This window comes from Streptomyces sp. NPDC005438 (assembly GCF_040606315.1).
GTDB lineage: Bacteria > Actinomycetota > Actinomycetes > Streptomycetales > Streptomycetaceae > Streptomyces.
The window spans coordinates 666,238-690,190 of record NZ_JBEXEP010000001.1; the positions used below are offsets into that span (position 1 = coordinate 666,238).

The 23,953-nt window shown below is 70.9% G+C and carries 20 protein-coding genes; 11 read left to right on the forward strand and 9 right to left on the reverse strand.

Features of this window, described 5'->3' with window-relative positions; translation table 11 throughout:
* The first annotated feature begins 480 nt into the window (after positions 1-480).
* Positions 481-1,107 carry a hypothetical protein gene (locus ABZT14_RS02745; RefSeq protein ID WP_356295874.1) on the forward strand — a complete coding sequence of 209 codons (627 nt, stop codon included), beginning with the start codon at positions 481-483 and terminating at the stop codon, positions 1,105-1,107.
* Positions 1,108-1,234: 127 nt separating this feature from the next.
* On the opposite strand, the gene ABZT14_RS02750 is transcribed toward ABZT14_RS02745, so the two are convergent.
* Positions 1,235-2,230: an RDD family protein gene (locus ABZT14_RS02750; protein WP_356295877.1), complete on the reverse strand. Its 996-nt coding sequence runs from the start codon at positions 2,228-2,230 to the stop codon at positions 1,235-1,237.
* A gap of 81 nt (positions 2,231-2,311) precedes the next feature.
* On the opposite strand from ABZT14_RS02750, the gene ABZT14_RS02755 reads away from it, so the two are divergent.
* On the forward strand, positions 2,312-3,319 hold the full coding sequence (locus tag ABZT14_RS02755) for a stage II sporulation protein M (RefSeq protein WP_356295880.1): 1,008 nt from the start codon (positions 2,312-2,314) through the stop codon (positions 3,317-3,319).
* Between the two features lie 4 nt (positions 3,320-3,323).
* Here the strand turns inward: ABZT14_RS02755 and ABZT14_RS02760 are convergent, their stop codons facing one another.
* Genes ABZT14_RS02760 through ABZT14_RS02780 form a run of 5 tightly spaced genes read right to left on the reverse strand, consistent with a single transcriptional unit; the run spans position 3,324 to position 8,824 of the window.
* On the reverse strand, positions 3,324-4,634 hold the full coding sequence (locus ABZT14_RS02760; protein ID WP_356295884.1) for a DUF58 domain-containing protein: 1,311 nt from the start codon (positions 4,632-4,634) through the stop codon (positions 3,324-3,326).
* A gap of 12 nt (positions 4,635-4,646) precedes the next feature.
* Entirely contained in the window at positions 4,647-5,612 is a 966-nt protein-coding gene (locus tag ABZT14_RS02765; RefSeq protein WP_356295886.1) for a MoxR family ATPase, read from the reverse strand.
* Positions 5,609-6,892, reverse strand: a complete 1,284-nt coding sequence (locus tag ABZT14_RS02770) for a DUF4350 domain-containing protein (protein WP_356295889.1) — start codon at positions 6,890-6,892, stop codon at positions 5,609-5,611. The genes ABZT14_RS02765 and ABZT14_RS02770 overlap by 4 nt, the downstream gene beginning before the upstream one ends.
* Positions 6,889-7,602 (reverse strand): DUF4129 domain-containing protein, encoded by a 714-nt coding sequence (locus ABZT14_RS02775; protein WP_356295892.1) that lies wholly within the window; start codon positions 7,600-7,602, stop codon positions 6,889-6,891. The genes ABZT14_RS02770 and ABZT14_RS02775 overlap by 4 nt, the downstream gene beginning before the upstream one ends.
* Positions 7,603-7,606: 4 nt before the next feature.
* The gene (locus tag ABZT14_RS02780; RefSeq protein WP_356295895.1) at positions 7,607-8,824 is read right to left on the reverse strand and encodes a glycerophosphoryl diester phosphodiesterase membrane domain-containing protein; all 1,218 of its coding nucleotides are present in this window, start codon (positions 8,822-8,824) and stop codon (positions 7,607-7,609) included.
* Between the two features lie 176 nt (positions 8,825-9,000).
* Between ABZT14_RS02780 and mtnA the strand changes: the two genes are divergently transcribed.
* The 7 genes from mtnA to ABZT14_RS02815 all read left to right on the forward strand — a co-directional run bounded on the left by mtnA (position 9,001) and on the right by ABZT14_RS02815 (position 17,853).
* The gene (mtnA, locus tag ABZT14_RS02785) at positions 9,001-10,083 is read left to right on the forward strand and encodes an S-methyl-5-thioribose-1-phosphate isomerase (RefSeq protein WP_356295898.1); all 1,083 of its coding nucleotides are present in this window, start codon (positions 9,001-9,003) and stop codon (positions 10,081-10,083) included.
* Positions 10,084-10,388: 305 nt separating this feature from the next.
* Positions 10,389-11,066 carry a two-component system response regulator MtrA gene (gene mtrA, locus ABZT14_RS02790; protein WP_356295901.1) on the forward strand — a complete coding sequence of 226 codons (678 nt, stop codon included), beginning with the start codon at positions 10,389-10,391 and terminating at the stop codon, positions 11,064-11,066.
* Between the two features lie 67 nt (positions 11,067-11,133).
* Positions 11,134-13,299, forward strand: coding sequence for an MtrAB system histidine kinase MtrB (mtrB, locus tag ABZT14_RS02795; RefSeq protein WP_356295904.1), 2,166 nt, complete (start codon positions 11,134-11,136; stop codon positions 13,297-13,299).
* A 12-nt stretch (positions 13,300-13,311) separates the two neighbouring features.
* Complete coding sequence (locus tag ABZT14_RS02800; RefSeq protein WP_356295907.1) at positions 13,312-15,150, forward strand: LpqB family beta-propeller domain-containing protein; 1,839 nt, start codon at positions 13,312-13,314, stop codon at positions 15,148-15,150.
* Positions 15,151-15,272: 122 nt separating this feature from the next.
* Complete coding sequence (locus ABZT14_RS02805) at positions 15,273-15,998, forward strand: ComF family protein (protein WP_356295909.1); 726 nt, start codon at positions 15,273-15,275, stop codon at positions 15,996-15,998.
* Between the two features lie 260 nt (positions 15,999-16,258).
* The gene (gene raiA, locus ABZT14_RS02810) at positions 16,259-16,945 is read left to right on the forward strand and encodes a ribosome-associated translation inhibitor RaiA (protein ID WP_356295911.1); all 687 of its coding nucleotides are present in this window, start codon (positions 16,259-16,261) and stop codon (positions 16,943-16,945) included.
* A 164-nt stretch (positions 16,946-17,109) separates the two neighbouring features.
* A complete protein-coding gene (locus ABZT14_RS02815) occupies positions 17,110-17,853 on the forward strand; it encodes a response regulator transcription factor (RefSeq protein WP_356295914.1) in 744 nt (247 codons plus the stop codon).
* 115 nt (positions 17,854-17,968) lie between these two features.
* Here ABZT14_RS02815 and ABZT14_RS02820 read toward each other — a convergent pair whose 3' ends face one another.
* Both ABZT14_RS02820 and ABZT14_RS02825 read right to left on the reverse strand, forming a co-directional pair.
* Positions 17,969-19,156 (reverse strand): crosslink repair DNA glycosylase YcaQ family protein, encoded by a 1,188-nt coding sequence (locus ABZT14_RS02820; protein ID WP_356295917.1) that lies wholly within the window; start codon positions 19,154-19,156, stop codon positions 17,969-17,971.
* A gap of 44 nt (positions 19,157-19,200) precedes the next feature.
* Entirely contained in the window at positions 19,201-19,821 is a 621-nt protein-coding gene (locus ABZT14_RS02825) for a GNAT family N-acetyltransferase (RefSeq protein ID WP_356295920.1), read from the reverse strand.
* Between the two features lie 252 nt (positions 19,822-20,073).
* Between ABZT14_RS02825 and secA the strand changes: the two genes are divergently transcribed.
* Positions 20,074-22,893: a preprotein translocase subunit SecA gene (gene secA / locus ABZT14_RS02830; protein ID WP_356295923.1), complete on the forward strand. Its 2,820-nt coding sequence runs from the start codon at positions 20,074-20,076 to the stop codon at positions 22,891-22,893.
* 98 nt (positions 22,894-22,991) lie between these two features.
* Here the strand turns inward: secA and ABZT14_RS02835 are convergent, their stop codons facing one another.
* Positions 22,992-23,480, reverse strand: a complete 489-nt coding sequence (locus ABZT14_RS02835) for a MarR family transcriptional regulator (RefSeq protein ID WP_356295927.1) — start codon at positions 23,478-23,480, stop codon at positions 22,992-22,994.
* Positions 23,481-23,539: 59 nt separating this feature from the next.
* Between ABZT14_RS02835 and ABZT14_RS02840 the strand changes: the two genes are divergently transcribed.
* The gene (locus ABZT14_RS02840) at positions 23,540-23,926 is read left to right on the forward strand and encodes a cupin domain-containing protein (RefSeq protein WP_356295930.1); all 387 of its coding nucleotides are present in this window, start codon (positions 23,540-23,542) and stop codon (positions 23,924-23,926) included.
* Positions 23,927-23,953: the final 27 nt, after the last annotated feature.

Below are 23,953 nucleotides of genomic sequence, written 5' to 3' on the forward strand. Positions count from 1 at the left end.
CTCACGGAGGACCGTCCCTTCCCCGGTTGTTGTCGGTTGCCCCTCGTGCGGGCCTGCCCTGGTTCCCCGTCGCCTGCGGGCCGCGCAGGGGCGAGGCCTGCGGAGTCCCGTGACTCCCGTACCGCACAGGAGAATTGGCCGTGACGCCCACTCCCTGATCGCTGCGGTACGGGGCGTGCGGTCACCGGCCTGTACCCCCTGGGCTGGGCGGAGGTGGAGCAGATGGCCGAGCCCACCCTCGGCGGGGACCTCGCCCGGTGTCGCCGTTCTCCGGTCGGTCCCCCTCGCGCGGGTGTCGTTCCGCCTCGCCCCGAACCGCGCGGCCCCTGCCACCGCCGTGCCTCGCCATGGCGGGTGCTCGTCGCGGGAGGACGGGTGGCCGACTCCTCTCGGGCCATGGGCGGTACGGTGCGAAGACGCCTCGGCCCTCGGGTGCCGTGGCGGTCCGCTCACGATCCACCGTTCAGGACGGGCACGACCATGCCGCGCGGTCGCTATGCGCTCTATGACTCCCACGACCATTCGCTTCTCGGATACGAACACTTCCACTGCGCGGTCGGGCCCTCCGGCTGGCGTTATGTCTCGCAGGTCCTCTCTCCCTCCGAGGAGCACTCCGGTTCCCTGGACCTGACCCTGGACGAGCGGGGACGCCCCATCCGGTTGGAGGCCCACGCCTCCTCCTGGCGGGTGCGGGGTGCGGCCCTGGACGGTGTGACCTGGGTGCGCTCCGACCCCGCGGGACAGCACGGGCAGGAGGGCAACGCAGCCGCCCACTCCTTCACCGGCGCCTCGCCCGCCTTTCTGGTGGCCACCGCTCTGCTGTTGGGGCCGGACTCCACCGCGCCGGTGCGTACCCGACTCGTGGAGCTGACCCCGCCCGTACTGGCACCTCGCACGGTCGACCAGGCTTGGGCGTTGCTGGACACCGACACCCACCGCACGGACCTGGGCCCGCTGGTGGTGCGCCACTACCAGGTCAGCGACCTGCACACCGGTGACCGGCACGACGTACACCTGGCGGGCGACGTCGTGGTGGCGGCCCCCGGTGTGGAATTGGAGGACCTGGAGTCACCGCCCTCCGCCCTGCCCCACGCCGGCCCGGCCTGACGAGATCAGTAGCTGACCGGTCCGTCACCCTGGAGGCCTTCGCCCCAGCACGACGCCAGTAGTGGCGCCGAGAGGCCAGGAGCGGGCTCCTGGCCCTGAGCGGGCGCCCCGGTCTGAGGGGCACCGTTCAGGCGGGTGGGACAAATCCCGTACGTGGGGCTGGCGTTGGGCTTTCCTCTGCGTCTGGGGAGGGCAGTCGCCGGCCGGGGTTCTGGGAGGGGGCACCGCCCCCGGAGCGTTCCGGGACTCCGGGGGCGCCGGGTATGGGCTCGGCTCCGGCGGGTGCGGCTGGCTGGCCCGCTGGGGGCCGTCCGGGCGCCGTCCCCGGAGGGGCGCCTCCACCGGGAGCCTGGCCGGTCCCTGGAGGTGGGTTGCCCTGGGAGCCCAGGACTCGCTGGGTGTCCCGGGTCTGCCGTTCGGCCACCACCGCGGTGAGGTAGGTGACCGGGTCCATCCCCGCCGGTGGGGGCGCCCCGGTCAGCCGGGAGAGGTCCTGAGCCAACCGTTCGGCCATGGAGCGGCTGACGGCCGGGTCCAACTGCCCCGCGCGCAACAGGTACTGGCGGATTCCCAGCCACAGGCCGTCCGGCACCCGGGAGAGGTCGAGGGTGACGAACATCCGCTGACGGGGAGGAGGCGGAGGAAGTCCGACGCCGCCCACGGTCGGGATGCGTTCCCGTATCACCAGGGTGCCCGCGAACACGTCACCCACCCTCCTGCCTCGCTCGGACACCAACGAGGCGATACAGGCGACGGTGCCCAGGAGAAGCTGGATCTCCACCACTCCCACAGCCCCGCGAACCAGGGCGTGCCGGAACCGGATGGGGCCGCCGTCCTCCCGCACCACACGGAGACCGCAGGCGATCTTGCCGATGGAACGGCCGTGGGTGAGCGTCTCCAGAGCGACCGGCCCGCCGACCAGCACCAACATGACCAGGCCGACCTGAAGGGCGGCCATCGCCGCCACGTCCAGCGAACTGATCAGGGACAGCAGTGCCACCGAGCACAGCAGGAACACCGTCCACGTCACCACCAGGTCGATGAGGACCGCCACGGCACGGCTGAGTAGCCGGGCCGGCCTCAGACCCAGCTCGACCGCCTCACCAGTGACCAGGTCACTCAAGGTGATACCTCCTGTCTCTCCCGTGTCGACCGACAGCACCAGTCTGCCGTGGCCCTCGGACCGTCTGCGAAGCTGCTGTCCATGGACCTCGATGTGTTCGTCACCGCCCATCGCGGTGAGTGGGACCGCCTGGACTCTCTCCTACGTAAACGTCGCAGGCTCTCGGAATGTGAGGTGGACGAGCTCATCGCCCTGTACCAGCGCACCACCACGCACCTCTCACAGGTGCGGTCCCGGGCACCCGACCCGGCGCTGGTAGCCCATCTGACCTCGCTGGTCGCCCGGGGGAGGAGCGCGGTCACCGCGCCCCGCACGGCCGGTTGGCGGGACGCGGGGCGCTTCCTGACCGCCGGCTTTCCGGCCGCCGTCTACCGCGCCCGCCACTGGTGGGTGCCGACCGCGCTGGTGTCGGTGGTGGTGAGCGCGCTGTTGGGCTGGTGGATCGGCGCCAGTCCCCAGGTGCGGGCCAGCATCGCCGCCCCGGACGCGCTGCGGGAGATGACCCGGCCGGGTGGCCAGTACGAGAGCTACTACTCCAGCAACCCCGCCGCCTCCTTCGCGGCCCAGGTGTGGACCAACAACGCCCAGGCGGTGGCGATCTGCCTGGTCTTCGGGGTGTTCCTGGGCGTTCCGGTGCTGTGGGTGCTGTTCCAGAACCTGGTCAACCTCGGCGTCGGCCTGGGGCTGATGCAGTCGGCGGGCCGGCTGGACGTCTTCCTGGGGCTGATCCTTCCGCACGGACTGCTGGAGCTGACGGCCGTGTTCGTAGCTGCAGGCACCGGACTGCGGCTGGGGTGGACGGTGATCGATCCGGGGTACCGCAGTCGGCGGGCGGCGCTGGCCGAGGAGGGGCGGGCGGCCCTCGGGATGGCCATGGGACTGGCGCTGGTGCTGTTCGTGTCCGGGGTGATCGAGGCGTTCGTGACGCCGTCGGGGCTGCCGACCGGGGCCCGTATCGGTATCGGCGTGCTGGCCGAGGGACTGTTCCTCGCCTATGTCTTCCTGCTGGGGAAGCGGGCGGTGCGGGAGGGGGAGACCGGCGACGTGGAGGAGGCGGACCGGCCGGCGACGGTGCCCACCGCCGCCTGAACGGTCACAGACGCCCGGCGGCCTTGAGCGCCAGGTAGGCGTCCGCCAGCATCGGAGGAAGCCGCTGTGGGGGCGCGTCCACCACCAGGACGCCGCTCTCCCGTAGCCGGTCGGCGATCTGGCGCCGCTCGGCCCGGGTCCGTTCGGCCGCCGCCGCCTCGTACACCTCGCGGGGGCCTCCGCGTGCGGCGGCCATCTCCTCGATCCGGGGGTCGCCCACCGCCGCCACCAGCACGGTGTGGCGGGCCGTCAGCAGCGGGAGTACCGGCAACAGCCCCTCCTCGACGGCGGCGGTCTCCAGCCCGGTCAGCAGGACCAGCAGCGAACCGCGCCTCGCCAAGCGCTGCACGACTGAGCCCATCACCTGGTGGTCGGACTCCAGCAGTGCCGGTTCCAGAGCCGCCATCGCCTCCACGAAGGCCGGCAGTGCCTGCGAAGCGGTACGCCCTCGTACCGTGGTGCGCGGCCTGCGGTCATAGGCCAACAGATCCACACGGTCACCGGCCCTGGTCGCCAACGCGGACAGCAGCAGGGCGGCGTCCATCGCCGCGTCCAGCCGGGGCACGTCCCCGACCCGGCCGGCGCTGGCGCGGCCGGTGTCCAGGGCGACCACGATCTGTCGGTCTCGTTCGGGCCGCCAGGTCCGCACCGCGACGGTGGACTGCCGCGCGGTCGCCCGCCAGTCGATGGAGCGGGTGTCGTCGCCGGGCACGTACTCGCGGAGACTGTCGAACTCGGTGCCCTCCCCTCGGGTGAGCACGCTGGTACGGCCGTCCAGCTCGCGCAGCCGGGCGAGCTTCGCCGGCAGATGGCGCCGGCTTTCGAAGGCCGGGAGGACGCGTACGGTCCAGGGCACCCGGTGGCTTCCCTGGCGGGCGGCCAACCCCAGGGGGCCCAGCGAGCGCACCGTGACCCGTTGTGCCGTGCGGTCGCCCCGCCGGGTCGGACACAGAGTGGTGGTCAACCGTCGCCGCTCCCGCGCGGGCACGTCCAACGGGTGCCGGGAGGCGGCCGGTTCCGTTCCCGGCCGCCAGGCGCTGGGTTCCCAGGCGTCCCGCAGAACACCGCGCAGCCGACGCCCGCTGGGATTGGCGACGAGCAGGGAGACCTCGGCGCACTCGCCGAGTCGAACGGATGTTTCACCGCTTCGTGTGAACCGGAGCGTTCTCACTGGCGCGGCGAACAACAGATCGATCAGGATTGCCACCAGCAGGGCGAGTTGGACCACGAGCAGGCCGGTCCAGCTGGGAAGCAGCAGACCGACAGCCAGGGAGGCCAGCGCGGCAGCCAGGGCGGTGCGTCCGGTGAGTGCCATCGGGCAGCCGTCTCAGCGGGGTACGGGGACGTGCGAGAGCGTCGACCGGACCACGTTGTCGGAGGAAACACCTTCCATCTCGGCTTCCGGGCGGAGTTGGAGCCGGTGGCGGAGGGTGGGCAGGGCCAGCGCCTTCACGTCGTCGGGGATGACGTAGTCGCGTCCGGTGAGCCAGGCCCAGGCACGGGCCGTGGCCAGCAGAGCGGCAGCACCACGGGGCGAGGCGCCCAGGGACAGCGAGGGGGATTCACGAGTGGCACGACAGATATCGACGACATAGCCGGTGACCTCGGGGGACACCGAGACCTCGGCGACTCCGGCCCGGGCGGCGGACAGTTCCTCCGCCCCGGCCACCGGCCGCACGCCCGCGGCTTCCAGATCCTGGGGATTGAACCCCCGCGCGTGCCGGGTCAGTACGTCGACCTCCTCGGCCCGGCCCGGCAGCGGCACGTTCAACTTCAACAGGAACCGGTCCAGTTGTGCCTCAGGGAGGGGATATGTGCCTTCGTACTCCACCGGGTTCTGTGTCGCGGCCACCATGAAGGGCTCCGGCAGCGGACGCGGGGTGCCGTCCACCGACACCTGACGTTCCTCCATCGCTTCCAACAGCGACGCCTGGGTCTTGGGCGGGGTGCGGTTGATCTCGTCCGCCAGCAGCACGTTGGTGAACACCGGTCCCGGTTGGAAGGAGAAGTCGGCGTTGCGGCTGTCGTAGATCAGGGAGCCAGTGACGTCGCTGGGCATCAGGTCGGGGGTGAACTGCACCCGCTTGGTGTCCAGTTCCAGGGCTGTGGCCAGAGCGCGTACGAGCAGCGTCTTGGCCACACCGGGCACACCTTCCAGCAGTACGTGGCCACGGCACAGCAGAGCGACCACCATGCCGGTGACCACCGCGTCCTGGCCGACCACCGCCTTGGCGATCTCGGTGCGCAGGTTCTCCAGCGCTTCGCGTGCCTTGTCGGGAGAGGGGGCGCTCACTCGGTGCGCTCCTTGTCTGTACGAGTAGGTGTGCGGCCGGTGATCTCCCCGGCCCTTCCGGGAGGGGCGGCCGAGGAGGCGGGGGTCTCACCCCGGACCTCAGCTTCCAGGGCGTCGAGTCGGTCGACGAGACGGACCAGTTCGTCGTCGTCGGAGGGCGCCTGCCCGAACAGCAACTGATCGATCCGTCCCACGTCCAGACGCGAGTAGCCGGCCACCGAGCTGACCACTTCGCTGGTGTGCGCGGCCCGGGAGGACAGCCCCAGATGGGAGGCCAACCGAACCCGACAGGAGGAACGCAGCATCTCGGCGGCCCGGCCACGGGAACGCGTCGCCCGGTACAAGCGGGCCCGCCCCTCGGTCGTCTCCGAGGCCCGCACGGACACCGGCAGCCGCTCCACCACCAGGGGGCCCAGCCGCCGCCCCCGCCACAGGGCCGCCAGCACAGCGGCGACGCCCAACTGCAGTGCCCCCCAGGACCAACCGTCCGGCAGCAGGTCGAGAAGGCCCCGTTCCTCGTCGGCGGTGACCTCGGCCGAGGAAGGCAGGTACCAGACCACGTGTTCGCGCGTACCCAACAACTGAAGCGCCAGCGAGGCGTTGCCCGCCTCGTCCAACTGCTCGTTCACCAGAGGGCGGGACGAGCCGAGAACGACCGTGTCCGAACCCGCCGCGGTGCCCTTCAGCCGAAGCAGGGACGGCTTCCCGTCCCGCAGGTAACAGCTGTCCTCGGCCTCTGCGGACGCGTAGCGTCGGCCGCCCATCGTCGCCTCGCCGGCGCGTTCGGCCGGGGCGAAGTCGCAGTCCGGTGGCGTGAGGTCGTCGGCCACCTTCCCCCGCGCCCGCACCCCGGGAGCAAGTTGGCGCACGGCGTCGTCGCCGGGTGCCAACAGGAGGAGTCGGGCACCCCGGTCCGTCACCGAACGGAGCCTGGACTGCTGGGACCTGGTGAGTTCGTCGGGCAGGGCGACCACCACGGTGGCGTCGCGGTTCGCCCGCCGTACGGCTTCCCTGGAACCGTCCACCACCGAGACCCCGACCCCTCGGTCCCGCAGCAGTTCCGCCACCGCCCTGGTGCCGTAGGCGTCGGGCGAGCGGGGGTCGAGGGCACCGTGCTGCTCCCCGGAGCGGAGCGCGGCGATCCCCAGGCCGGCCACCAGCAGCACCACCACGCCCAGCACCAGTGGCCGGGAGCTTCGCCACAGCGCGGCGGCCCCCGGCGACACCGAGGTGGGCCCACCGTCGCCGTCCAGCGCGCCGTTCACCGGGGTGCCGCTCACCAGGGACCCCCGCTCAGTGAGGGCGCGCGTTCGGTCTCGGCCGGGCCGGTGACGACCGGGGTGCGGGCCACTTCCTCGTCCAGCAGCCGCAGTTGGTGGTACGTGACCTCGTCCGCCGGCTGGTGGGCGTACGTGGTCTCGTCGAAGCGCAACGCCGCCTGGCGCAGTCCGTCCCGGTGCCGGGGCAGGGCGGCCCCCGCCTCGGCGGCGGCCTCGTCCGCCGTGCGCCCCGGGCGCGGCTCCAACACGGCGCGTTCCTCCAGGGAGCGCACCAGGGCACGCATCCGCTCCTGCACCGCGCCGCTCCAGTCGCCCTCCCTGGCGTACCGGGCGGCCAGCGCACGGTGGTCGTCGGCGGCGCGGGGACCCTCCTCGAACAGGGCGGGGCTGCTCGTGGTGTGGGGTTGCCGTCCGCCCAGACGCCACCACAGCGCGCCGATCAGGCCGAGCACCAGCAGGACGACCACGGCCAGCCCCACCCAGCCTCCGGGTGCGAAATCCACGGCGGTGTTGAGCAGTTCACCGACCTTCTCCCAGAACCAGTTCAGCAGCCGTTCGTACCAACTGGGGTCGTCCTGGTGGTACCGAGGCTTGGCCAGCTCACGCTCGGCCGCCTCCCGCGCCGGCCCGGACGGCACGGTGATGGGCGGCCCGTCCCGCGAGGGTACGGACCACCCCCGTCCTACGAGGCCGAGCGTGCCCACGGTCACCGGCTCAACTCCCCGTGGCCCCTGGGGTGCCCTCCTCGGCCTCCGGCGACAGCCCCGCGGCACGGGCGAGTTCGAGGTCCAGCGCCTCCCGTCGGATACGCAGGTCCAGGTACACCAGAGCGGTGACCCCCGCGCGCAGGGGCAGGGTGACCGCCGCCCCGAGTACCGCCCCGAGGGCCTGCACGGTCAGGAACACCCACCCGTGGCTGTGCCCCTGGGCGAACATGCCGCTGACGTTCTCACCGCTCACCAGACTGGCCGCCACCGAGAACGGCACCTCGACGATGCCCTGCACCACGAACACCAGGATCATCGTGACCAGTTGGATGCCGAACACCCGCCACCAGGAGTTCCGCACCAGCTTGGCGGAACGCCGCATCGCCTGGGTGACACCCTGCTTCTCCAGCATCAGCGCGGGCGCGGCCAGACTGAAGCGCACCCACAACCACACCGCCACCCCCATGCCCACCAGCGCGCCCAGCAGGACCAGCAAGGCGGCTCCAGTGCCCGCGCCCATCGCCAGCACCATCAGCCCGGGCAGGAAACCGACCACGACCGCGCCCACGGTGATCAACAGCAGCAGCAGGCTGAGCCCCGTCATACGCAACAGCCAGGGCCGGGAGTCCCGCCATGTCTCCTTGGCGGACACCGGTCGGCCCAGGACCCCCCGGCTCACCACGATGGTGAGCATGGCCGTGACGATCACACCGCCCAGGAAGTAGGCGAACAGGCTGATCCAGTCGCCACTCGCCTCAGCGGCCGTGGTCGACGAGTCCTGGCTGAAGTTCAGCCCGCCGGTTCCGTCCAGCAGTATCCCGTTGGCGAGGGTGGCGATGGTCTCCATGACCACGGCCACCCCGAGCGAGATGCCCAGTACGGGCCGCCAGTAGGTGCGCATGGTCGCGACGGCGCCGTCCAGGATCTCGCCCAGGCCCAGTGGCCGCAGCGGTACGGTGCCCGGCTTCGCGGCCGGGGGCTGGTGCCACGCGCCGGAGCCCGGGGCTCCCCAGTGCCCCGCTCCGGGCGGGTGCCCGCCGGGTGGCGGTGCCGCCCCCCAGCCCTGGGGTGCTGCCGGGGGCTGCTGGGCGGACCAGTTCCCCGTTCCCTGAGGACCCTCCGCGCTGGTGCCTCGCTCCTCGTCCCCGGTGTGTGCCTCGCGGCTCCCCGGATCGGGTTCCGAGGGGGAGGACCCGGGCGGGACCCAGCCCGGAGAGTTGTTCATCGTGCACCCCTTGTGTGGTGTTCCCCCTCAGGCAGCGAGGAGGGAAGCGCGGTGTCTCTCGGTTGCCTGGCTGGGGCCATCGTGCCACGGTGCGCTGCCCGTTGGTCCACGGGCCTTGTCCTTGAATGCCTGGAAGCCTCTTCTGCCAGTGGCCCCGAGGAGGGCAGACTGACCGCATGGCCGACACCTTCATACCCGTGCTGCGCTGGGAGTGGGCTGGCGACGGCCCCCAGGTGGTGCTGCTGGACCAGACCCGGCTCCCCTCGGAGGAATCCGAGTTGGCGTGCCCCGACGTGCCCGCGTTGGTGGATGCCATCCGCTCTCTGGCCGTACGCGGCGCCCCGTTGCTGGGCATCGCCGGGGCCTACGGAGTGGCCCTGGCGGCGACGCGAGGCGTGGACGTGGAGGAGGCGGCCCACCAGCTGGCGCACGCCCGACCGACCGCGGTCAACCTCGCGGTGGGAGTACGGCGCGCGGTCACCGCGTACCGCGAGGCCCTCACCCGGAGCGGGCCGGACGCGGCGGCCCAGGCGGCACTGGAGGAGGCCTTCGCCCTGCACCGCGAGGACGCGGAGGACAGCGACCGTATGGCGGCTCACGGGCTGCGCCTGTTGGAGCGGCTGGTGCCGGACGGCCCCCTCCGACTGCTCACCCACTGCAACACCGGGAGCCTGGTGTCGGGTGGCCAGGGCACCGCCCTCGCGGTGGTGCGGGCGGCCCAACAGGCGGGACGACTGCGGCGGTTGTGGGTGGACGAGACCCGGCCCCTGCTCCAGGGTGCGCGGTTGACGGCCTACGAGGCCGCTCGTTGGGGGATGCCGTACCGCGTCCTCACCGACAACGCGGCGGGGTCACTGTTCTCCCAGGGAGAGGTGGACGCCGTACTGATCGGCGCGGACCGCATCGCCGCCGACGGCTCGGTCGCCAACAAGGTGGGCAGTTACCCGCTGGCGGTGCTGGCGCGGTACCACCAAATCCCCTTCGTGGTGGTGGCCCCCATGACCACGGTCGACCCCGAGACCAAGGAGGGGGCCGACATCGTGGTGGAACAGCGCGCGTCCGAGGAGGTCACCATGCCGCTGGGAGCCCTGGGCACGGTCCCTGACGGGGGCACCGGTGTCAGGGCCATCGCGCCGGTGGGGGCCGAGGCATACAATCCGGCCTTCGACGTGACCCCTCCAGAGCTGGTGACGGCCATCGTCACCGAACGAGGGGTGGCATCACCGGTGACCCGGGCCTCGGTCGCCGAACTCGGCTGAACCGGGAACCCCAGCGGGCCGCCCGGAGCCGCCGAGAGCCGCCAAGGTCCCTCGGACGGGTCGCGGAGGAAGAGTCGAGGCGCCGCCGGACGCGGTACGGGCCGGGCGGAGGGCGGCCGGCTTCGGTCGGGCCCTCGCGCCTGTCCAAGGACGGCGCGGAGCACCGCGTGGTGCCCCGCGAACAGAAGGGCGTGACCGTGGTCGGGGGAACACCCCAGGTGACGCTGACGAGGAAGAGGCGGGGGGCTCAGTGACGTGGACCACCAGGGTCTATCAACCAGAGACGACAATGGGATGATGTCGATATGAAGGGACGCGTCCTTGTCGTCGACGACGACACCGCACTGGCAGAGATGCTTGGCATCGTGCTGCGCGGCGAAGGCTTTGAACCATCTTTCGTGTCGGACGGGGACAAGGCGCTGGCCGCCTTCCGTGAGACCAAGCCGGATCTGGTCCTGCTGGACCTGATGCTGCCCGGAAGGGACGGCATCGAGGTATGCCGGCTGATCCGCGCGGAGTCCGGGGTCCCGGTGGTGATGCTGACCGCCAAGAGCGACACCGTGGACGTCGTGGTCGGCCTGGAGTCCGGTGCCGACGACTACATCGTCAAGCCGTTCAAGCCCAAGGAGTTGGTGGCCCGCATCCGGGCACGACTCCGCAGGTCCGAGGAGCCGGCACCGGAGCAGTTGTCCATCGGGGACCTGGTCATCGACGTGGCCGGCCACTCGGTGAAGCGGGACGGCCAGTCCATCGCGCTCACCCCCCTGGAGTTCGACCTGCTGGTCGCGCTGGCCCGTAAGCCCTGGCAGGTGTTCACCCGTGAGGTGCTGCTGGAGCAGGTGTGGGGTTACCGGCACGCCGCGGACACCCGACTGGTGAACGTGCACGTGCAAAGGCTGCGCTCCAAGGTGGAGAAGGACCCCGAGCGCCCGGAGATCGTCGTGACCGTTCGTGGCGTCGGCTACAAGGCCGGACCCAGCTGAGATGTCCCAGGGTGTCCGGTCTCCACACCGTGAGGACGGTGGGCGGCTCGGCAAGGGCGAGGCTGACATGTCCGTGATCGGTCGGCTCAGGCGCCGGGGGCACGAACTGTCGGACGGGCTGCTGGCCGAGGGCCAGGCGCCCGGGCCGGCGCACCCCCTGCTGCGGATCCTCATCCGCTGGGTTCGGGGCCCCCTGCTCCCGGCCCAGCGGCTGTGGCGCCGCAACATCCAGCTGCGGGTGGTGGTCAGCAGCCTGCTGATGTCGCTGACCGTGGTGGTGCTGCTGGGCGTGGTGGTGATCGTCCAGGTGCGCAACGGGCTGTTGGACGCCAAGCGCCAGACGGCGCAGAGTCAGGCGGCCGGAGGGTTCGCCGTCGCACAGGAGATGGCCGACAGCGGCGCCGGCGAGCAGGGTAGCCGCGCCCAGGGCAACGCCCCGCAGACGGCCGGGGCCTGGTTGACCAGCCTGGTGGAGCAGCTGGCCAGTGGTGGCCAGGGTGTCTACTCGGTGGTGGCCCTGGGGTCCAGCAACGACGAGGCGCCCTTCCTCAGCAACGAGGACGCCGGCACCCGGGGCCCCCGGTCCTCCGGCAACATCCGCCCCGAGGAGAGCATCCCGGCCGATCTGCGACGGGCGCTGGACGAGCAACCCGGTACCCACGAGCGGTACGCCAAGATCCATCGGGACCACGGCAAGGGCGAGTCGGCCGTCATCGTCGGCAAGCGACTCAACGACGCCGACGGCAACCCGTACCAGCTGTACTACGTCTTCCCGTTCGACCAGGAGGAGAAGACCCTCAGTCTGGTCGGAGGCACCGTGGCGACCGCCGGGCTGTTCGTCGTGGTGCTGTTCGGCGGGATCGCCTGGCTGGTGGTGCGGCAGGTGGTGACACCGGTGCGGATGGCCGCCGGCATCTCCGAGCGGCTGGCCGCCGGCAGGTTGCAGGAGCGCATGAAGGTCACCGGCGAGGACGACATCGCGCGGCTCGGGGAGTCCTTCAACAAGATGGCCCAGAGCCTCCAGTTGAAGATCGTTCAGCTGGAGGAGCTGTCGCGGATGCAACGCCGCTTCGTCTCCGACGTCTCCCACGAGCTGCGTACTCCCCTGACCACGGTACGGATGGCCGCCGACGTCATCCACGAGGCGAGGGGCGACTTCGACCCCGCCACCGCACGGTCGGCGGAACTGCTGCTGGGACAGCTCGACCGCTTCGAGTCCCTGCTGGCCGACCTGCTGGAGATCAGCCGGTTCGACGCCGGCGCCGCCGCCCTCGAACCGGAACCCATCGACCTGCGGGACGTGGTCCAACGCGTGGTCAGTGGCGCCGAACCGCTGGCCGAGCGGAAGGGGGGCCGCCTGCTGGTGGTCGACGAGGGCCGGCCGGTCATGGCGGAGGCGGACGGCCGCCGTATCGAGCGAGTGCTGCGCAACCTCGTGGTCAACGCGGTGGAACACGGTGAGGGCCGGGACGTGGTGGTACGGCTGGCTTCCGGTTCCGGTGCGGTGGCGGTCGCGGTGCGTGACTACGGCGTGGGGCTCAAGCCGGAGGAGGCCGCCCGGGTCTTCAACCGCTTCTGGCGGGCCGACCCCGCACGGGCCCGGACCACCGGCGGTACCGGGCTGGGCCTGTCCATCGCCATGGAGGACGCCCGGTTGCACAACGGCTGGCTCCAGGCCTGGGGGGAGCCGGGCGGTGGGAGCCAGTTCCTGCTGACCCTCCCCGCCACGGCCGGCGACACCCTCAGGGGCTCGCCCCTGCCGCTGGAACCCGCCGACTCCCGCCGTCAACGAGGGGCGGACGGGGCGATACCGGGCCGTACCCGTGGCACACCGCCCGAGGGCGACCACTCCACGGGGGCTGACCGTTCCCTCCCGGCGGACAAGGTGGATGACGTATCCACCGCGCCGGAACGCGGGGAAACAGCCCGGAGCGGTGACAGCGAGGGCGAGGCTGCCCCGACGCCCGGGGAGTCCCCGGACAGCCGGGGCGCCGCCCCGTCGCGTGTCCAGGTCTCAGCGGAGGACGACGGGGCCGACGTACACCGGGAGCCCGGGGAGCACGACGCGGACGACCATCAGGGGAACGCGAACGCGAACGCGGGCCTGGACGAGAACGAGAACGGGAACCCCACGGCGCGGGACGAGGAAGGCGAGGAGCCGGATCGAACCGGCTCCCGGGCCCCGACGAGTCCGGCCGGTACCGGAGTTCGACCACGCGGGGACCGGCCATGAGGAGGGCAAGGCATGGCGGCTGATCGGGGGCGAAGGCTCCGGCGGAGCCGGGTGTGGGCGACCCTGAGCGCCCTGATGCTGGTCGGGCTGACCGGCTGTGTGGGGATGCCCGACGAGAGCAGCGCCAAGCGGGTGGACTCCTCCCACCGGGCCGACGCCGACTCCCAGGTGCGGGTGTTCGGGGTGAGCCCGCAGAAGGGCGAGAAGCCCCGGGCGATCGTGCGGGGCTTCCTGGAGGCCACCACCAGTGACGAGGCCAGCTTCGCCACCGCCCGGGAGTACCTCACCAAGGAACGCGCCCGGCTGTGGGACCCGTTCGCCGGCACCACGGTCCTCACCGAGGGGCCGGTGACCAGTGAACTGGTCTCCCGGGTCAACGGGGACAACGCGCTGTCGGTGAGCGGCTCCCGGATCGCCAAGATCGACGCCTCCCACGGATACGCCCCCGACAAGGGCTCGTACCGCGAGGAGTTCCACCTCACCAAGGTGAAGGGGGAGTGGCGGATCGACCAGCTACCGGACGGGGTCATCCTGGGGGAGACCGACTTCCAGCGGATCTACCGCTCCGTCAACACCTACTTCTACGCCCGCCTGGGACCCGACTCGGACTCCGTCGCCAGCGGCAAGGACGTGCTGGTGGCCGACCCGGTGTACCTGCGGCGGCGGATCAACCCGGTGACGGAGACGGTCCGTTCGCTGCTGGACGGCCCCACCCAGTGGCTCAGCCCGGTGGCCGACTCCGCCTTCCCACAGGGCACCCGGCTGGCCAAGGGTCAGCGGCTGTCCCTGGACGACGACGGGCATCTGACGGTACGTCTGACCGTCACCTCACGCCGTGTCGACTCCTGGCAGTGCCGCCGGATGGCCGCGCAGTTGCTGCACACCGTGCAGGACCAGGCCTCCGCCAAGGTCAACAGGGTGCGGCTGACCAACTCCTCGGGAGAGGAGCTGTGCGCCCAACGCCGGGAGGACGCCGAGATCTTCGAGCCCAACCGGCTCAACGGCCAGGCGGAGAACCAGTACTTCGTCGACGGACAGTTCCGGGTGGCCGCCCTTCCGGCCGACCGCGAACGGGCCAAGCCGGTGACCGGGCCCCTGGGCAAGGGCAAGGTGCAGATGGGCTCGGTCGCGGTGAACCGTGAGGAGACCCAGGGCGCCGCGGTCGCCAGGGGAGGCCGGGCGCTGTATGTGGCCGCCCTGCAGAACACCCGCCAGTCCAACCTGAACGACCCGGTGGTGACCAGTACCGCCAAGAAGGAGAAGGACCGCCTCTCGGCGCCGAGTTGGGACGGCCTGGGGGACGTGTGGGTCGCCGACCGCAACCCCTCCCACCCCCGACTGCTGAGAGCCAGGGCCGGCGTGGAACAGCCCGAGGAGGTGGAGGTTCCCGACCTGAGCGCCGGGGAACGGATCGAGTCCCTGCGGGTCTCCTCCGAGGGGGCGCGGATCGCCCTGCGTATCCGGGGCAACGACGACCGGGTCTCACTCCAGCTGGGCCGGGTGGAACGCGGAGGCACCCGGGGTGACCGCACCGTCCGGGTGACCCAACTGCGCCCGGTGGCCCCGCACCTGGAGGAGGTGGTGGCCACCTCCTGGGCCGGCGGCAGCCGACTGGTGGTGGTCGGCCGGGAACAGGGCGGAGTGGAGCAACTGCAGTACGTACAGACCGACGGTTCGGTGACCAACCTGCCCACCCTGCCCGGTCTGAACGACGTGACCGGAGTGGCCGCGACCGAGGACGACAGCAAGCCGCTGCTCGCCGAGTCCCGGGACGGCATCGTACGGCTGCCCCCGGACGCCAATTGGAAGACCGTCGCCGAACAGGGCTCCGCCCCGGTCTACCCCGGCTGAGCCGCGCCCCGGCACCAACCGGTGTCGGGGTGTGACCGAACCGGCCCGAAGCCCTCTGAACTGGGGCTCGAAGGTTATCCACAGCGGTGGTGAGACTCCCGGGCCGCTGCCACAGTGGAGATATGCGAGCACTCTGGCAGGAGTTCGCCGATCTGGTACTCCCTCTTGACTGCGCTGGCTGCGGCAGCCCCAGGGCTCCCCAGGGGCTGTGCGACGGATGTGAACACTCCCTGCACGCCCCCGACTCCCGCCCGGTGTCCCCCTCACCCCGACCCCCCGGACTCCCCCCGGTCCACGGCCGCCACGACTACCGCGACCCGGTCCGCTCGGTGCTGCTGGCCCACAAGGAGCGCGGCGCCCTGCGGCTGGCCAGCCCCCTGGGCGAGGTGCTCGCCGGTTCGGTGTGCTCCGTGACCGCCCGGCGTCGGTCCGCCGCCGGACCGACGCCCCCGGTGGTGCTCGTACCGGTGCCCTCCGCCCCCGTGTCCGTGGCCCGGCGCGGACATGATCCGGCTCGGCGGATCGCCTCCAGCGCGGCACGTGTGCTGCGGCGCCGGGGACGTCCGGCCAGGGCGGTGCCGGCCCTGCGGCAACGACGCCTGGTGCGGGACCAGTCGGGGCTGGAGGCCGCTGAGCGGCAGGCGAACCTGAGCGGCGCCCTGGAGGTGGTTCCCGGGGGCATACAGCTGCTGACCCAGGGGGAGGTGGTGATTGTGGACGATCTGATGACGACCGGAGCCTCCCTGGCCGAGTCGGCCCGGGCGGTCACGGCGGAAGGAGGAGTGGTTCACGGTGCCGCCGTAGTGGCCTCCCGTGACCGTGGGAATGCGCCCTGGCACGGCTCTTAGCAGAGTCCACGGCGCTCTGGGGAGCCGTTTCAGGAAATGCCCCCCACCGTCGGTTTTCGCGTCGGCAGGGGTGTTGGTGACCCATCCCTAGCGGTAGCTTCAAAGGTGGGGTGATGATCTTCCCTTCGGGGGAGGAGGAGGTGACAGTCGCAACCCGACGTCAAGCCGGAGTACGCCGGCGTCTGGCCGGCCTCCGGTGTGGAGTGCACAGAGGATCTGCTGGACCGAGAGAGGCCAGTGATCCGGGAACGGAGTTCTGCGTGGACATCGTCGTCAAGGGACGCAAGACAGAGGTGCCCGAGCGGTTCCGCAAGCACGTGGCGGAGAAACTGGACAAGGTGCAGAAGCTCGACGGAAAGGTGATCAACCTCGATGTCGAAGTGTCCAAGGAGCACAATCCCCGGCAGGCCGACCGTTCCGACAGGGTGGAGATCACCCTGCGCACGCGCGGACCGGTGATTCGCGCGGAGGCGTCCGCCTCCGACCCGTACGCGGCACTGGACTTGGCGGCGAACAAGCTGGAGGCGCGCCTGCGCAGGCGCCACGACAAGCGTCGGGTGCACCGTGGCCGCGCGCCCATGAGCGTGGCAGCCGCCACCTCCCACCTCGCCGCCGAGATCAACGGAGAACTGGACGCCGCGCAGAAGGCCGCGGAGCCCGAGAAGAGCACCAGCACCACCACCAAGGCGGGGCCGCTTGAGGTGCAGGGCGACGGACCGCTGGTGGTCCGGGAGAAGACCCACGCCGCCGCGCCCATGACCCTGGACCAGGCGCTGTACGAGATGGAGTTGGTCGGGCACGACTTCTACCTGTTCGTCGACTCCGAGACCAAGCACCCCAGCGTGGTCTACCGCCGCCACGGCTACGACTACGGGGTGATCCACCTGGAGCCGGACCCGTTCGTGCAGGAACCCCCGCATGGCGCTGGCGGCGCACTGGGCGGCTGACCCCTCCGCGCCCTCCTCGTCACGACCATGGCTGAATGGCCGCGCCCCCGAACCGCTGGTGCACACGGTCGGGGGCGCGGCCGTGGAATCATGTCCCCCTGGCCCCAGCCAATTCGCCCTGGGCGGGGCCTGGTTGGGGTGCGGCGAGAGCAGGGGGAGGATCGATGTCGGACAGCTTCGGGCCGATGATGCCGGTGCAGCGTGGTGAGCGGCGGGCAGAGTCGAGACCCGAGTCCGAGCCGGCCGGCGACCCGATCGGGGTGCTGGTGGTGGACGATCACGCCCTGTTCCGGCGCGGCCTGGAGATCGTGCTCCACGACGAGGAGGACATCCAGGTCGTCGGCGAGGCCGGGGACGGCGCGGAGGCCGTGGAGAAGGCCGCCGACCTGCTGCCGGACATCGTGTTGCTGGACGTACGGATGCCCAAGCGCAGCGGTATCGAGGCCTGTGCCGCGATCAAGGAGGTCGCGCCCAGCGCCAAGATCATCATGCTGACGATGAGCGACGAGGAAGCCGACCTCTACGACGCGATCAAGGCCGGCGCCACCGGCTATCTGCTCAAGGAGATCTCCACCGACGAGGTCTCCACCGCGATCCGTGCGGTGGCCGACGGACAGTCGCAGATCAGCCCCTCCATGGCGGCCAAACTGCTCACCGAGTTCAAGTCGATGATCCAGCGCACCGACGACAGCAAGCTGGTGCCCGCCCCCCGGCTGACCGACCGGGAACTCGAAGTGCTGAAGCTGGTGGCCACCGGCATGAACAACCGTGACATCGCGCGGGAGTTGTTCATCAGTGAGAACACCGTGAAGAACCATGTACGAAACATCCTGGAGAAGCTGCAACTGCACTCCCGGATGGAGGCGGTGGTCTACGCGATGCGGGAGAAGATCCTGGAGATCAGGTAGCCACGCGCCCGTGGAGAGCGCTTCCCCGCCCCGGCGGGAGGGGCCTCGCGGCGCCCGCCAGATCGTGGAAGGGCGCGCGCCGGCCCCGGCCCCGGCCACCCGCCGGAGGTGGCGCTCAGGACTCCTGCGCCCGCAGCTCCGCGCGGAGGGCGTCAGCGGCCCGGGGATCGTCGCAGCGGTCCAGCCGCACCCGTTCGCACCCCACCCAACTCGCCGCCTCCCACAGCGCCTTGGCCATCGCCGGCGCCGCGCTGGGGCGCCGCATGGACACCTGCCGGGCCACCAGTGTCCGCTCCTCCCGGGCCGGGTCCACCCTGCCCAGGAGCCGGCCACCGGACAGCAGGGGCATGGCGAAGTAGCCGTGCACCCGACGGGGCCGGGGCACGTAGGCCTCCAACCGGTGGGTGAAGTCGAAGATCCTCTCCGTCCGGGGGCGGTCCCAGACCAGGGAGTCGAAGGGGGACAGCAGGGTGGTGCGGTGCCGGCCACGCGCCGGGGAGGCCAGGGCCTCGGGCGCCGCCCAGGCGGCTTTGCCCCAGCCCTCGACCTCCACCGGCAGCAGTCCGGTCTCCTGGATCACCGCGTCCACCTGGTCGCCCCGCACCCGGTGGTAGTCCGCCAGGTCGGAGCGGGTGGCCACGCCCATGGCGCTGCCGGCCTGGGCCACCAGCCGGCGCAGGCACTCGTGGTCGTCGATGTCGTCGTGGAACAGCTCGTCTGGGATGGCGCGTTCGGCCAGGTCGTACACCCGCTTCCAGCCCCTGCGCCGGGTGCACACCACCTCGCCGGTGTCCAACAGCCACTCCACCGCGATCTTGGTCTCCGACCAGTCGTACCACTCCCCGCTGGACTTGGCGCCGCCCAACTCCGTGGCGGTGAGCGGCCCTTCGACGGCGAGCCTCTTGCGTACCAGTGCGGTGGAGGCGTCCCGGTCGGCCAGGCGGTGCCAACGGTGGCCCTTGGCCCGTCGGGCCCGACGGCGGAAGGCGAAGTGCGGCCACTCCTCGATGGGCAGGATGCAGGCGGCGTGGGACCAGTACTCGAAGGAGTGCCCACCGCTCCAGTACGCGTGCTCGATCACCGAACGCTCCAGGGCGCCCAGCCGCGCGTAGGGGATCAGCTCGTGGGAGCGGGCCAGCACCGAGATGGTGTCCAGCTGGACCGCTCCCAGGTGGCGCAGCAACTGGCGCACCGCGTGGGGGCGACCGCCGGAGCCTCGGACGGGGCGGGCGCCCAGCAGCCCCTGGGCGCGCAGGGCGATGCGCCGGGCGTCGTCGGCGGTGAGAGCGAGGGGCGTGGTCATGGCACAGAAGGTATCGGGCGCCACTGACAGTCGCCCCCGCCACCTCAGCCGCCCTCGGTCGCCGGCCGCTCCAACTCCCGCTCCCGCGCGGGGAGGTAGGGGGTCGCGCCGGCCAGGCCCAGGTCGGAGGGGAGCAGGGCGGCCACCCAGGCGTCCCGCCGGTTGCCCCGGTGGACGGCGCGGGACCGCTGGGTACCCTCCATCACGAACCCCATCCGCCGTGCCGCCGCCCGGGAGGGTTCGTTGCCGACCAGGGCCAGCCACTCCAGACGCTCCGCCCCGAGCTGGGTGAACGCCCAGTGGGCGACGGCCCGGCCGGCCTCCACGGTGTAGCCCCGGCGGCGTTGTTCCCGCGCGGTCCAGAAGCCCAGTTCCAGGGTGCGGTCCGGGAGTCCCAGGGAGCCGAGGCGGCTCAGCCCCATGGAGCCGACCAGCGTCCGGCCGTCCCGGGTGAAGACGCCGAAGTTGTACAGGGTGTCGTGTTTCCAGCCCTCGGGGCTGACCGTCCGTACGAACTCCTCGGCGTCGGAGAGCCGGTAGGGGTTGGGTACCGGTATCCAGCGCAGGATCTCGGGGTCCTGGCAGGCGTGGTGGACCCGTTCCACGTCCCGCTCCTCGAAGGGGCGCAGCACCAGACGGTCGGTGGTCAGGGTGATGGGCTCCATGGACCTCATTGTGGGGGAGGGCCTATCCTTCGCGCCGGTCGTTGGCGCCCTCGTCGTCTCTGGAACCGGGGCTCGTGGTGGGGACGAGAGGCGCTCCACGCCCCGGGCACGATCCGAGGAACCGGCACGTTGGGGGTATGGGGCACACCGGCACTCGCTTACGATGGCCGGTGCGGCAGGGCCCGCGACAGGAAAAGCCCAGCTGTGCCCGCACCACGTGTGCAAGGCCCGACCGGCAAGGAGCCACCCTACGTGTCCGTCTTCGGCAAACTCATGCGCGCAGGTGAAGGAAAGATCCTGCGCAAGCTGGATCGCATCGCGCGCCAGGTGAACTCGATCGAAGAGGACTTCGTCGAGCTGACGGACGCCGAGCTGCGTGCCCTCACCGAGGAGTACAAGGAGCGCTACGCCGACGGCGAGAGTCTCGACGACCTCATGCCGGAGGCGTTCGCCACGGTCCGGGAAGCCGCCAAGCGCGTGCTGGGCCAGCGTCACTACGACGTGCAGATCATGGGCGGCGCCGCCCTGCACCTCGGCTACGTCGCCGAGATGAAGACCGGTGAGGGCAAGACCCTGGTCGGTACGCTTCCGGCGTATCTGAACGCCATCTCCGGTGACGGCGTGCACATCATCACCGTCAACGACTATCTCGCCGAGCGTGACTCGGAGTGGATGGGTCGTGTGCACCGCTTCCTGGGGCTGACGGTGGGCTGCATCCTCGCCAACATGTCCCCGGCCCAGCGCCGTGAGCAGTACAACTGCGACATCACCTACGGCACCAACAACGAGTTCGGCTTCGACTACCTGCGCGACAACATGGCGTGGTCGAAGGACGAACTGGTGCAGCGCGGCCACAACTTCGCGATCGTGGACGAGGTCGACTCGATCCTCGTGGACGAGGCCCGTACGCCGCTGATCATCTCCGGTCCCGCCGACCAGGCCACCAAGTGGTACAGCGACTTCGCCAAGCTGGTGAAGCGCCTGGAGAAGGGCGAGGCGGCCGACGTCCGCAACCAGAAGCCGGAGACCGGCGACTACGAGGTCGACGAGAAGAAGCGCACCGTCGGCATCCACGACTCCGGTGTCACCAAGGTCGAGGACTGGCTGGGCATCGACAACCTCTACGAGTCGGTCAACACCCCGCTGGTGGGCTACCTCAACAACGCCATCAAGGCCAAGGAGCTGTACAAGCGGGACAAGGACTACGTCGTCATGGACGGCGAGGTCATGATCGTTGACGAGCACACCGGCCGTATCCTCGCCGGTCGCCGGTACAACGAGGGGATGCACCAGGCCATCGAGGCCAAGGAGGGGGTGGATATCAAGGACGAGAACCAGACGCTCGCCACCATCACCCTCCAGAACTTCTTCCGGCTGTACGGCACGCTCTCCGGCATGACCGGTACGGCGATGACCGAGGCCGCGGAGTTCCACCAGATCTACAAGCTGGGCGTGGTGCCGATCCCGACGCACCGCGCGCTGGCCCGTGTCGACCAGGCCGACCTGATCTACCGCACCGAGGTGGCCAAGTTCGACGCGGTGGTCGACGACATCGAGGAGAAGTACGAGAAGGGCCAGCCGGTGCTGGTCGGTACGACCTCGGTGGAGAAGTCGGAGTACCTCTCCAAGCAGCTCAACAAGCGCGGCATCCGGCACGAGGTGCTCAACGCCAAGCAGCACGACCGGGAGGCCACCATCGTGGCCCAGGCCGGACGCAAGAGCGCGGTCACCGTGGCGACCAACATGGCCGGTCGAGGCACCGACATCAAGCTCGGCGGCAACCCCGACGACATCGCCGAGAGCGAGCTGCGCCAGCGCGGCCTGGACCCGGTGGAGAACTCCGAGGAGTGGGCGGCACAGCTGCCGGCCGCCCTGGAGCGGGCCGAGAAGGCCGTCGAGGACGAGTTCGAAGAGGTCAAGGAACTCGGCGGGCTCTACGTGCTGGGCACCGAGCGTCACGAGTCCCGCCGTATCGACAACCAGCTGCGTGGTCGTTCCGGTCGTCAGGGTGACCCCGGCGAGTCCCGTTTCTACCTCTCGCTCGGTGACGACCTGATGCGTCTGTTCAAGGCGCAGATGGTGGAGCGCGTGATGTCGATGGCGAACGTGCCCGACGACGTGCCGATCGAGAACAAGATGGTCACCCGGGCCATCGCTTCGGCCCAGTCGCAGGTCGAGCAGCAGAACTTCGAGATCCGCAAGAACGTCCTGAAGTACGACGAGGTCCTCAACCGTCAGCGTGAGGTGATCTACGGCGAGCGCCGTCGGGTCCTGGAGGGGGAGGACCTCCAGGAGCAGATCGGCCACTTCATGGACGACACCATCGAGGCGTACGTCCAGGCCGAGACGGTCGAGGGCTTCGCCGAGGAGTGGGACCTGGACCGGCTGTGGTCGGCGTTCAAGCAGCTGTACCCGGTGCAGGTCACCGTGGCCGAGCTGGAGGACGCGGTGGGTGACCGTGAGGGCATCACCGCCGACTTCATCATCGACTCCATCACCGACGACATCCACGAGCAGTACAAGAAGCGCGAGGAGGAGCTGGGCTCCGAGATCATGCGCGAGCTGGAGCGGCGTGTGGTGCTCTCGGTGCTGGACCGCAAGTGGCGTGAGCACCTCTACGAGATGGACTACCTCCAGGAGGGCATCGGTCTGCGGGCGATGGCCCAGCGCGACCCCCTGGTGGAGTACCAGCGCGAGGGGTACGACATGTTCACCGCCATGATGGACGGCATCAAGGAGGAGTCCGTCGGCTACCTGTTCAACCTGGAGGTCCAGGTCGAGCAGCAGGTCGAGGAGGTCCCGGTGGCCGAGGGCGAGGAGGAGAAGGAAGCTCCCTCCCTGGAGAAGGAGCCGGTCGGCTCCGCTCCCGCCATCCGCGCCAAGGGGCTTGAGGCTCCGCAGCGCCCGGACCGGCTGCGCTTCTCCGCCCCCACCGTGGACGGCGAGGGCGGTGTCGTCGAGGGCGACCTCCAGCAGGACGAGGAGGAGACCCCGGTACGTTCCGAGGCTGACGGGATGACCCGCGCCGAGCGCCGCAAGGCGCAGAAGGGCGGCCGTCGCCGCAAGAAGTAGCCGGCGGGAAGCGGTCCGTGCCCTGGGAGGGCGCGTGACCGCAGGTGTGACCGGACGAGGGGCCAGCGGATCTCCGCTGGCCCCTCGTCGTGTGTGGCTCAGTCCTGGAGGGAGCCGCCGAGCCAGCCGGGGGCGTCCAGGGGGAACCGGGGGGAGGTGCCCTCCGGGGTGAGGGTGCGCAGGTCCTCCTCCAGCTGCCTCAGCCGTTCCGTCCCGAGCCGCTCCTCCCACTCCTGGCGGAGGCGCTGGAAGACCAGGCCTGACTGGTGCAGGCAGTCCCGGCCTCGTTCGGTGAGCACCACCACCTTGCGGCGGCGGTCCCGTGTGTCCTGGCCACGGGTGACGTAGCCCAGCTGGCTCAGGGCGTCCAGGGTCTTGCCGGCGGCCTGTTTGGAGACGCCGAGGGCTCGCCCGAGTTCGGCGGCGGTGGTGCCCCGGGGGCCGACCGCCTGGAGCGCGTAGCCGTGGACGGGGCGCAGACCGGGGTGCCCCAACTCGGCGAGTTCGCGGTGGAGTTGGTCGATCAGACCGCGGAAGGCCAGCAGCAGTCGGAGGGGCAGCTCGAAGCCGGGGGGATCGCTTGACATGGATAGACAACCAGATTGACTATGTGGACAACTGCGTTGTCTATCCTAGGGCGCTCCCCATGACTGTCATCCGCGCGAGCCAGACCCGACGCACCGTGACCCCCAACGCCGCCATGACCACCCTCGCCTCACCCACCCAGGGAGGCGCCTCCCTCTCCGTCTGGGAGGTCCACATGGAGCCCGGCTCCAGCGGACCGACCCACCGCTGCGACGTACCGCAGGTCTGGGTGATCCAACAGGGTGCCGCCCGAGTGGAGTTGGGCGCCGAGGAGCTGGCCGTGGAGGCCGGCGACACCCTGTTGCTGCCGCCCGAGGAGGTTCGCCGGGTGTGGGCCGACCCCCACCACGGCATGGCCGCCCTGGTGTCCGCGCCCGCTGGGGGGCAGGTCTGGCCCTGGGAGGAGTCGGGCTGGGGTGACCCGGTGGTGCCACCCTGGATGGCCTGACCTGGAGCTGTGCCGGCTCGCCCCATA

Excerpts from the sequence above, each read along its gene's own strand:
- ABZT14_RS02745 (WP_356295874.1), top strand. The coding sequence starts at position 481 with ATGCCGCGCGGTCGCTATGCGCTCTATGACTCCCACGACCATTCGCTT.
- ABZT14_RS02755 (WP_356295880.1), top strand. The coding sequence starts at position 2,312 with ATGGACCTCGATGTGTTCGTCACCGCCCATCGCGGTGAGTGGGACCGC.
- ABZT14_RS02760 (WP_356295884.1), bottom strand. The coding sequence starts at position 4,634 with ATGGCACTCACCGGACGCACCGCCCTGGCTGCCGCGCTGGCCTCCCTG.
- ABZT14_RS02780 (WP_356295895.1), bottom strand. The coding sequence starts at position 8,824 with ATGAACAACTCTCCGGGCTGGGTCCCGCCCGGGTCCTCCCCCTCGGAA.
- mtnA (WP_356295898.1), top strand. The coding sequence starts at position 9,001 with ATGGCCGACACCTTCATACCCGTGCTGCGCTGGGAGTGGGCTGGCGAC.
- mtrA (WP_356295901.1), top strand. The coding sequence starts at position 10,389 with ATGAAGGGACGCGTCCTTGTCGTCGACGACGACACCGCACTGGCAGAG.
- mtrB (WP_356295904.1), top strand. The coding sequence starts at position 11,134 with ATGTCCGTGATCGGTCGGCTCAGGCGCCGGGGGCACGAACTGTCGGAC.
- ABZT14_RS02800 (WP_356295907.1), top strand. The coding sequence starts at position 13,312 with ATGGCGGCTGATCGGGGGCGAAGGCTCCGGCGGAGCCGGGTGTGGGCG.
- ABZT14_RS02805 (WP_356295909.1), top strand. The coding sequence starts at position 15,273 with ATGCGAGCACTCTGGCAGGAGTTCGCCGATCTGGTACTCCCTCTTGAC.
- ABZT14_RS02815 (WP_356295914.1), top strand. The coding sequence starts at position 17,110 with ATGTCGGACAGCTTCGGGCCGATGATGCCGGTGCAGCGTGGTGAGCGG.
- ABZT14_RS02820 (WP_356295917.1), bottom strand. The coding sequence starts at position 19,156 with ATGACCACGCCCCTCGCTCTCACCGCCGACGACGCCCGGCGCATCGCC.
- ABZT14_RS02825 (WP_356295920.1), bottom strand. The coding sequence starts at position 19,821 with ATGGAGCCCATCACCCTGACCACCGACCGTCTGGTGCTGCGCCCCTTC.
- ABZT14_RS02835 (WP_356295927.1), bottom strand. The coding sequence starts at position 23,480 with ATGTCAAGCGATCCCCCCGGCTTCGAGCTGCCCCTCCGACTGCTGCTG.
- ABZT14_RS02840 (WP_356295930.1), top strand. The coding sequence starts at position 23,540 with ATGACTGTCATCCGCGCGAGCCAGACCCGACGCACCGTGACCCCCAAC.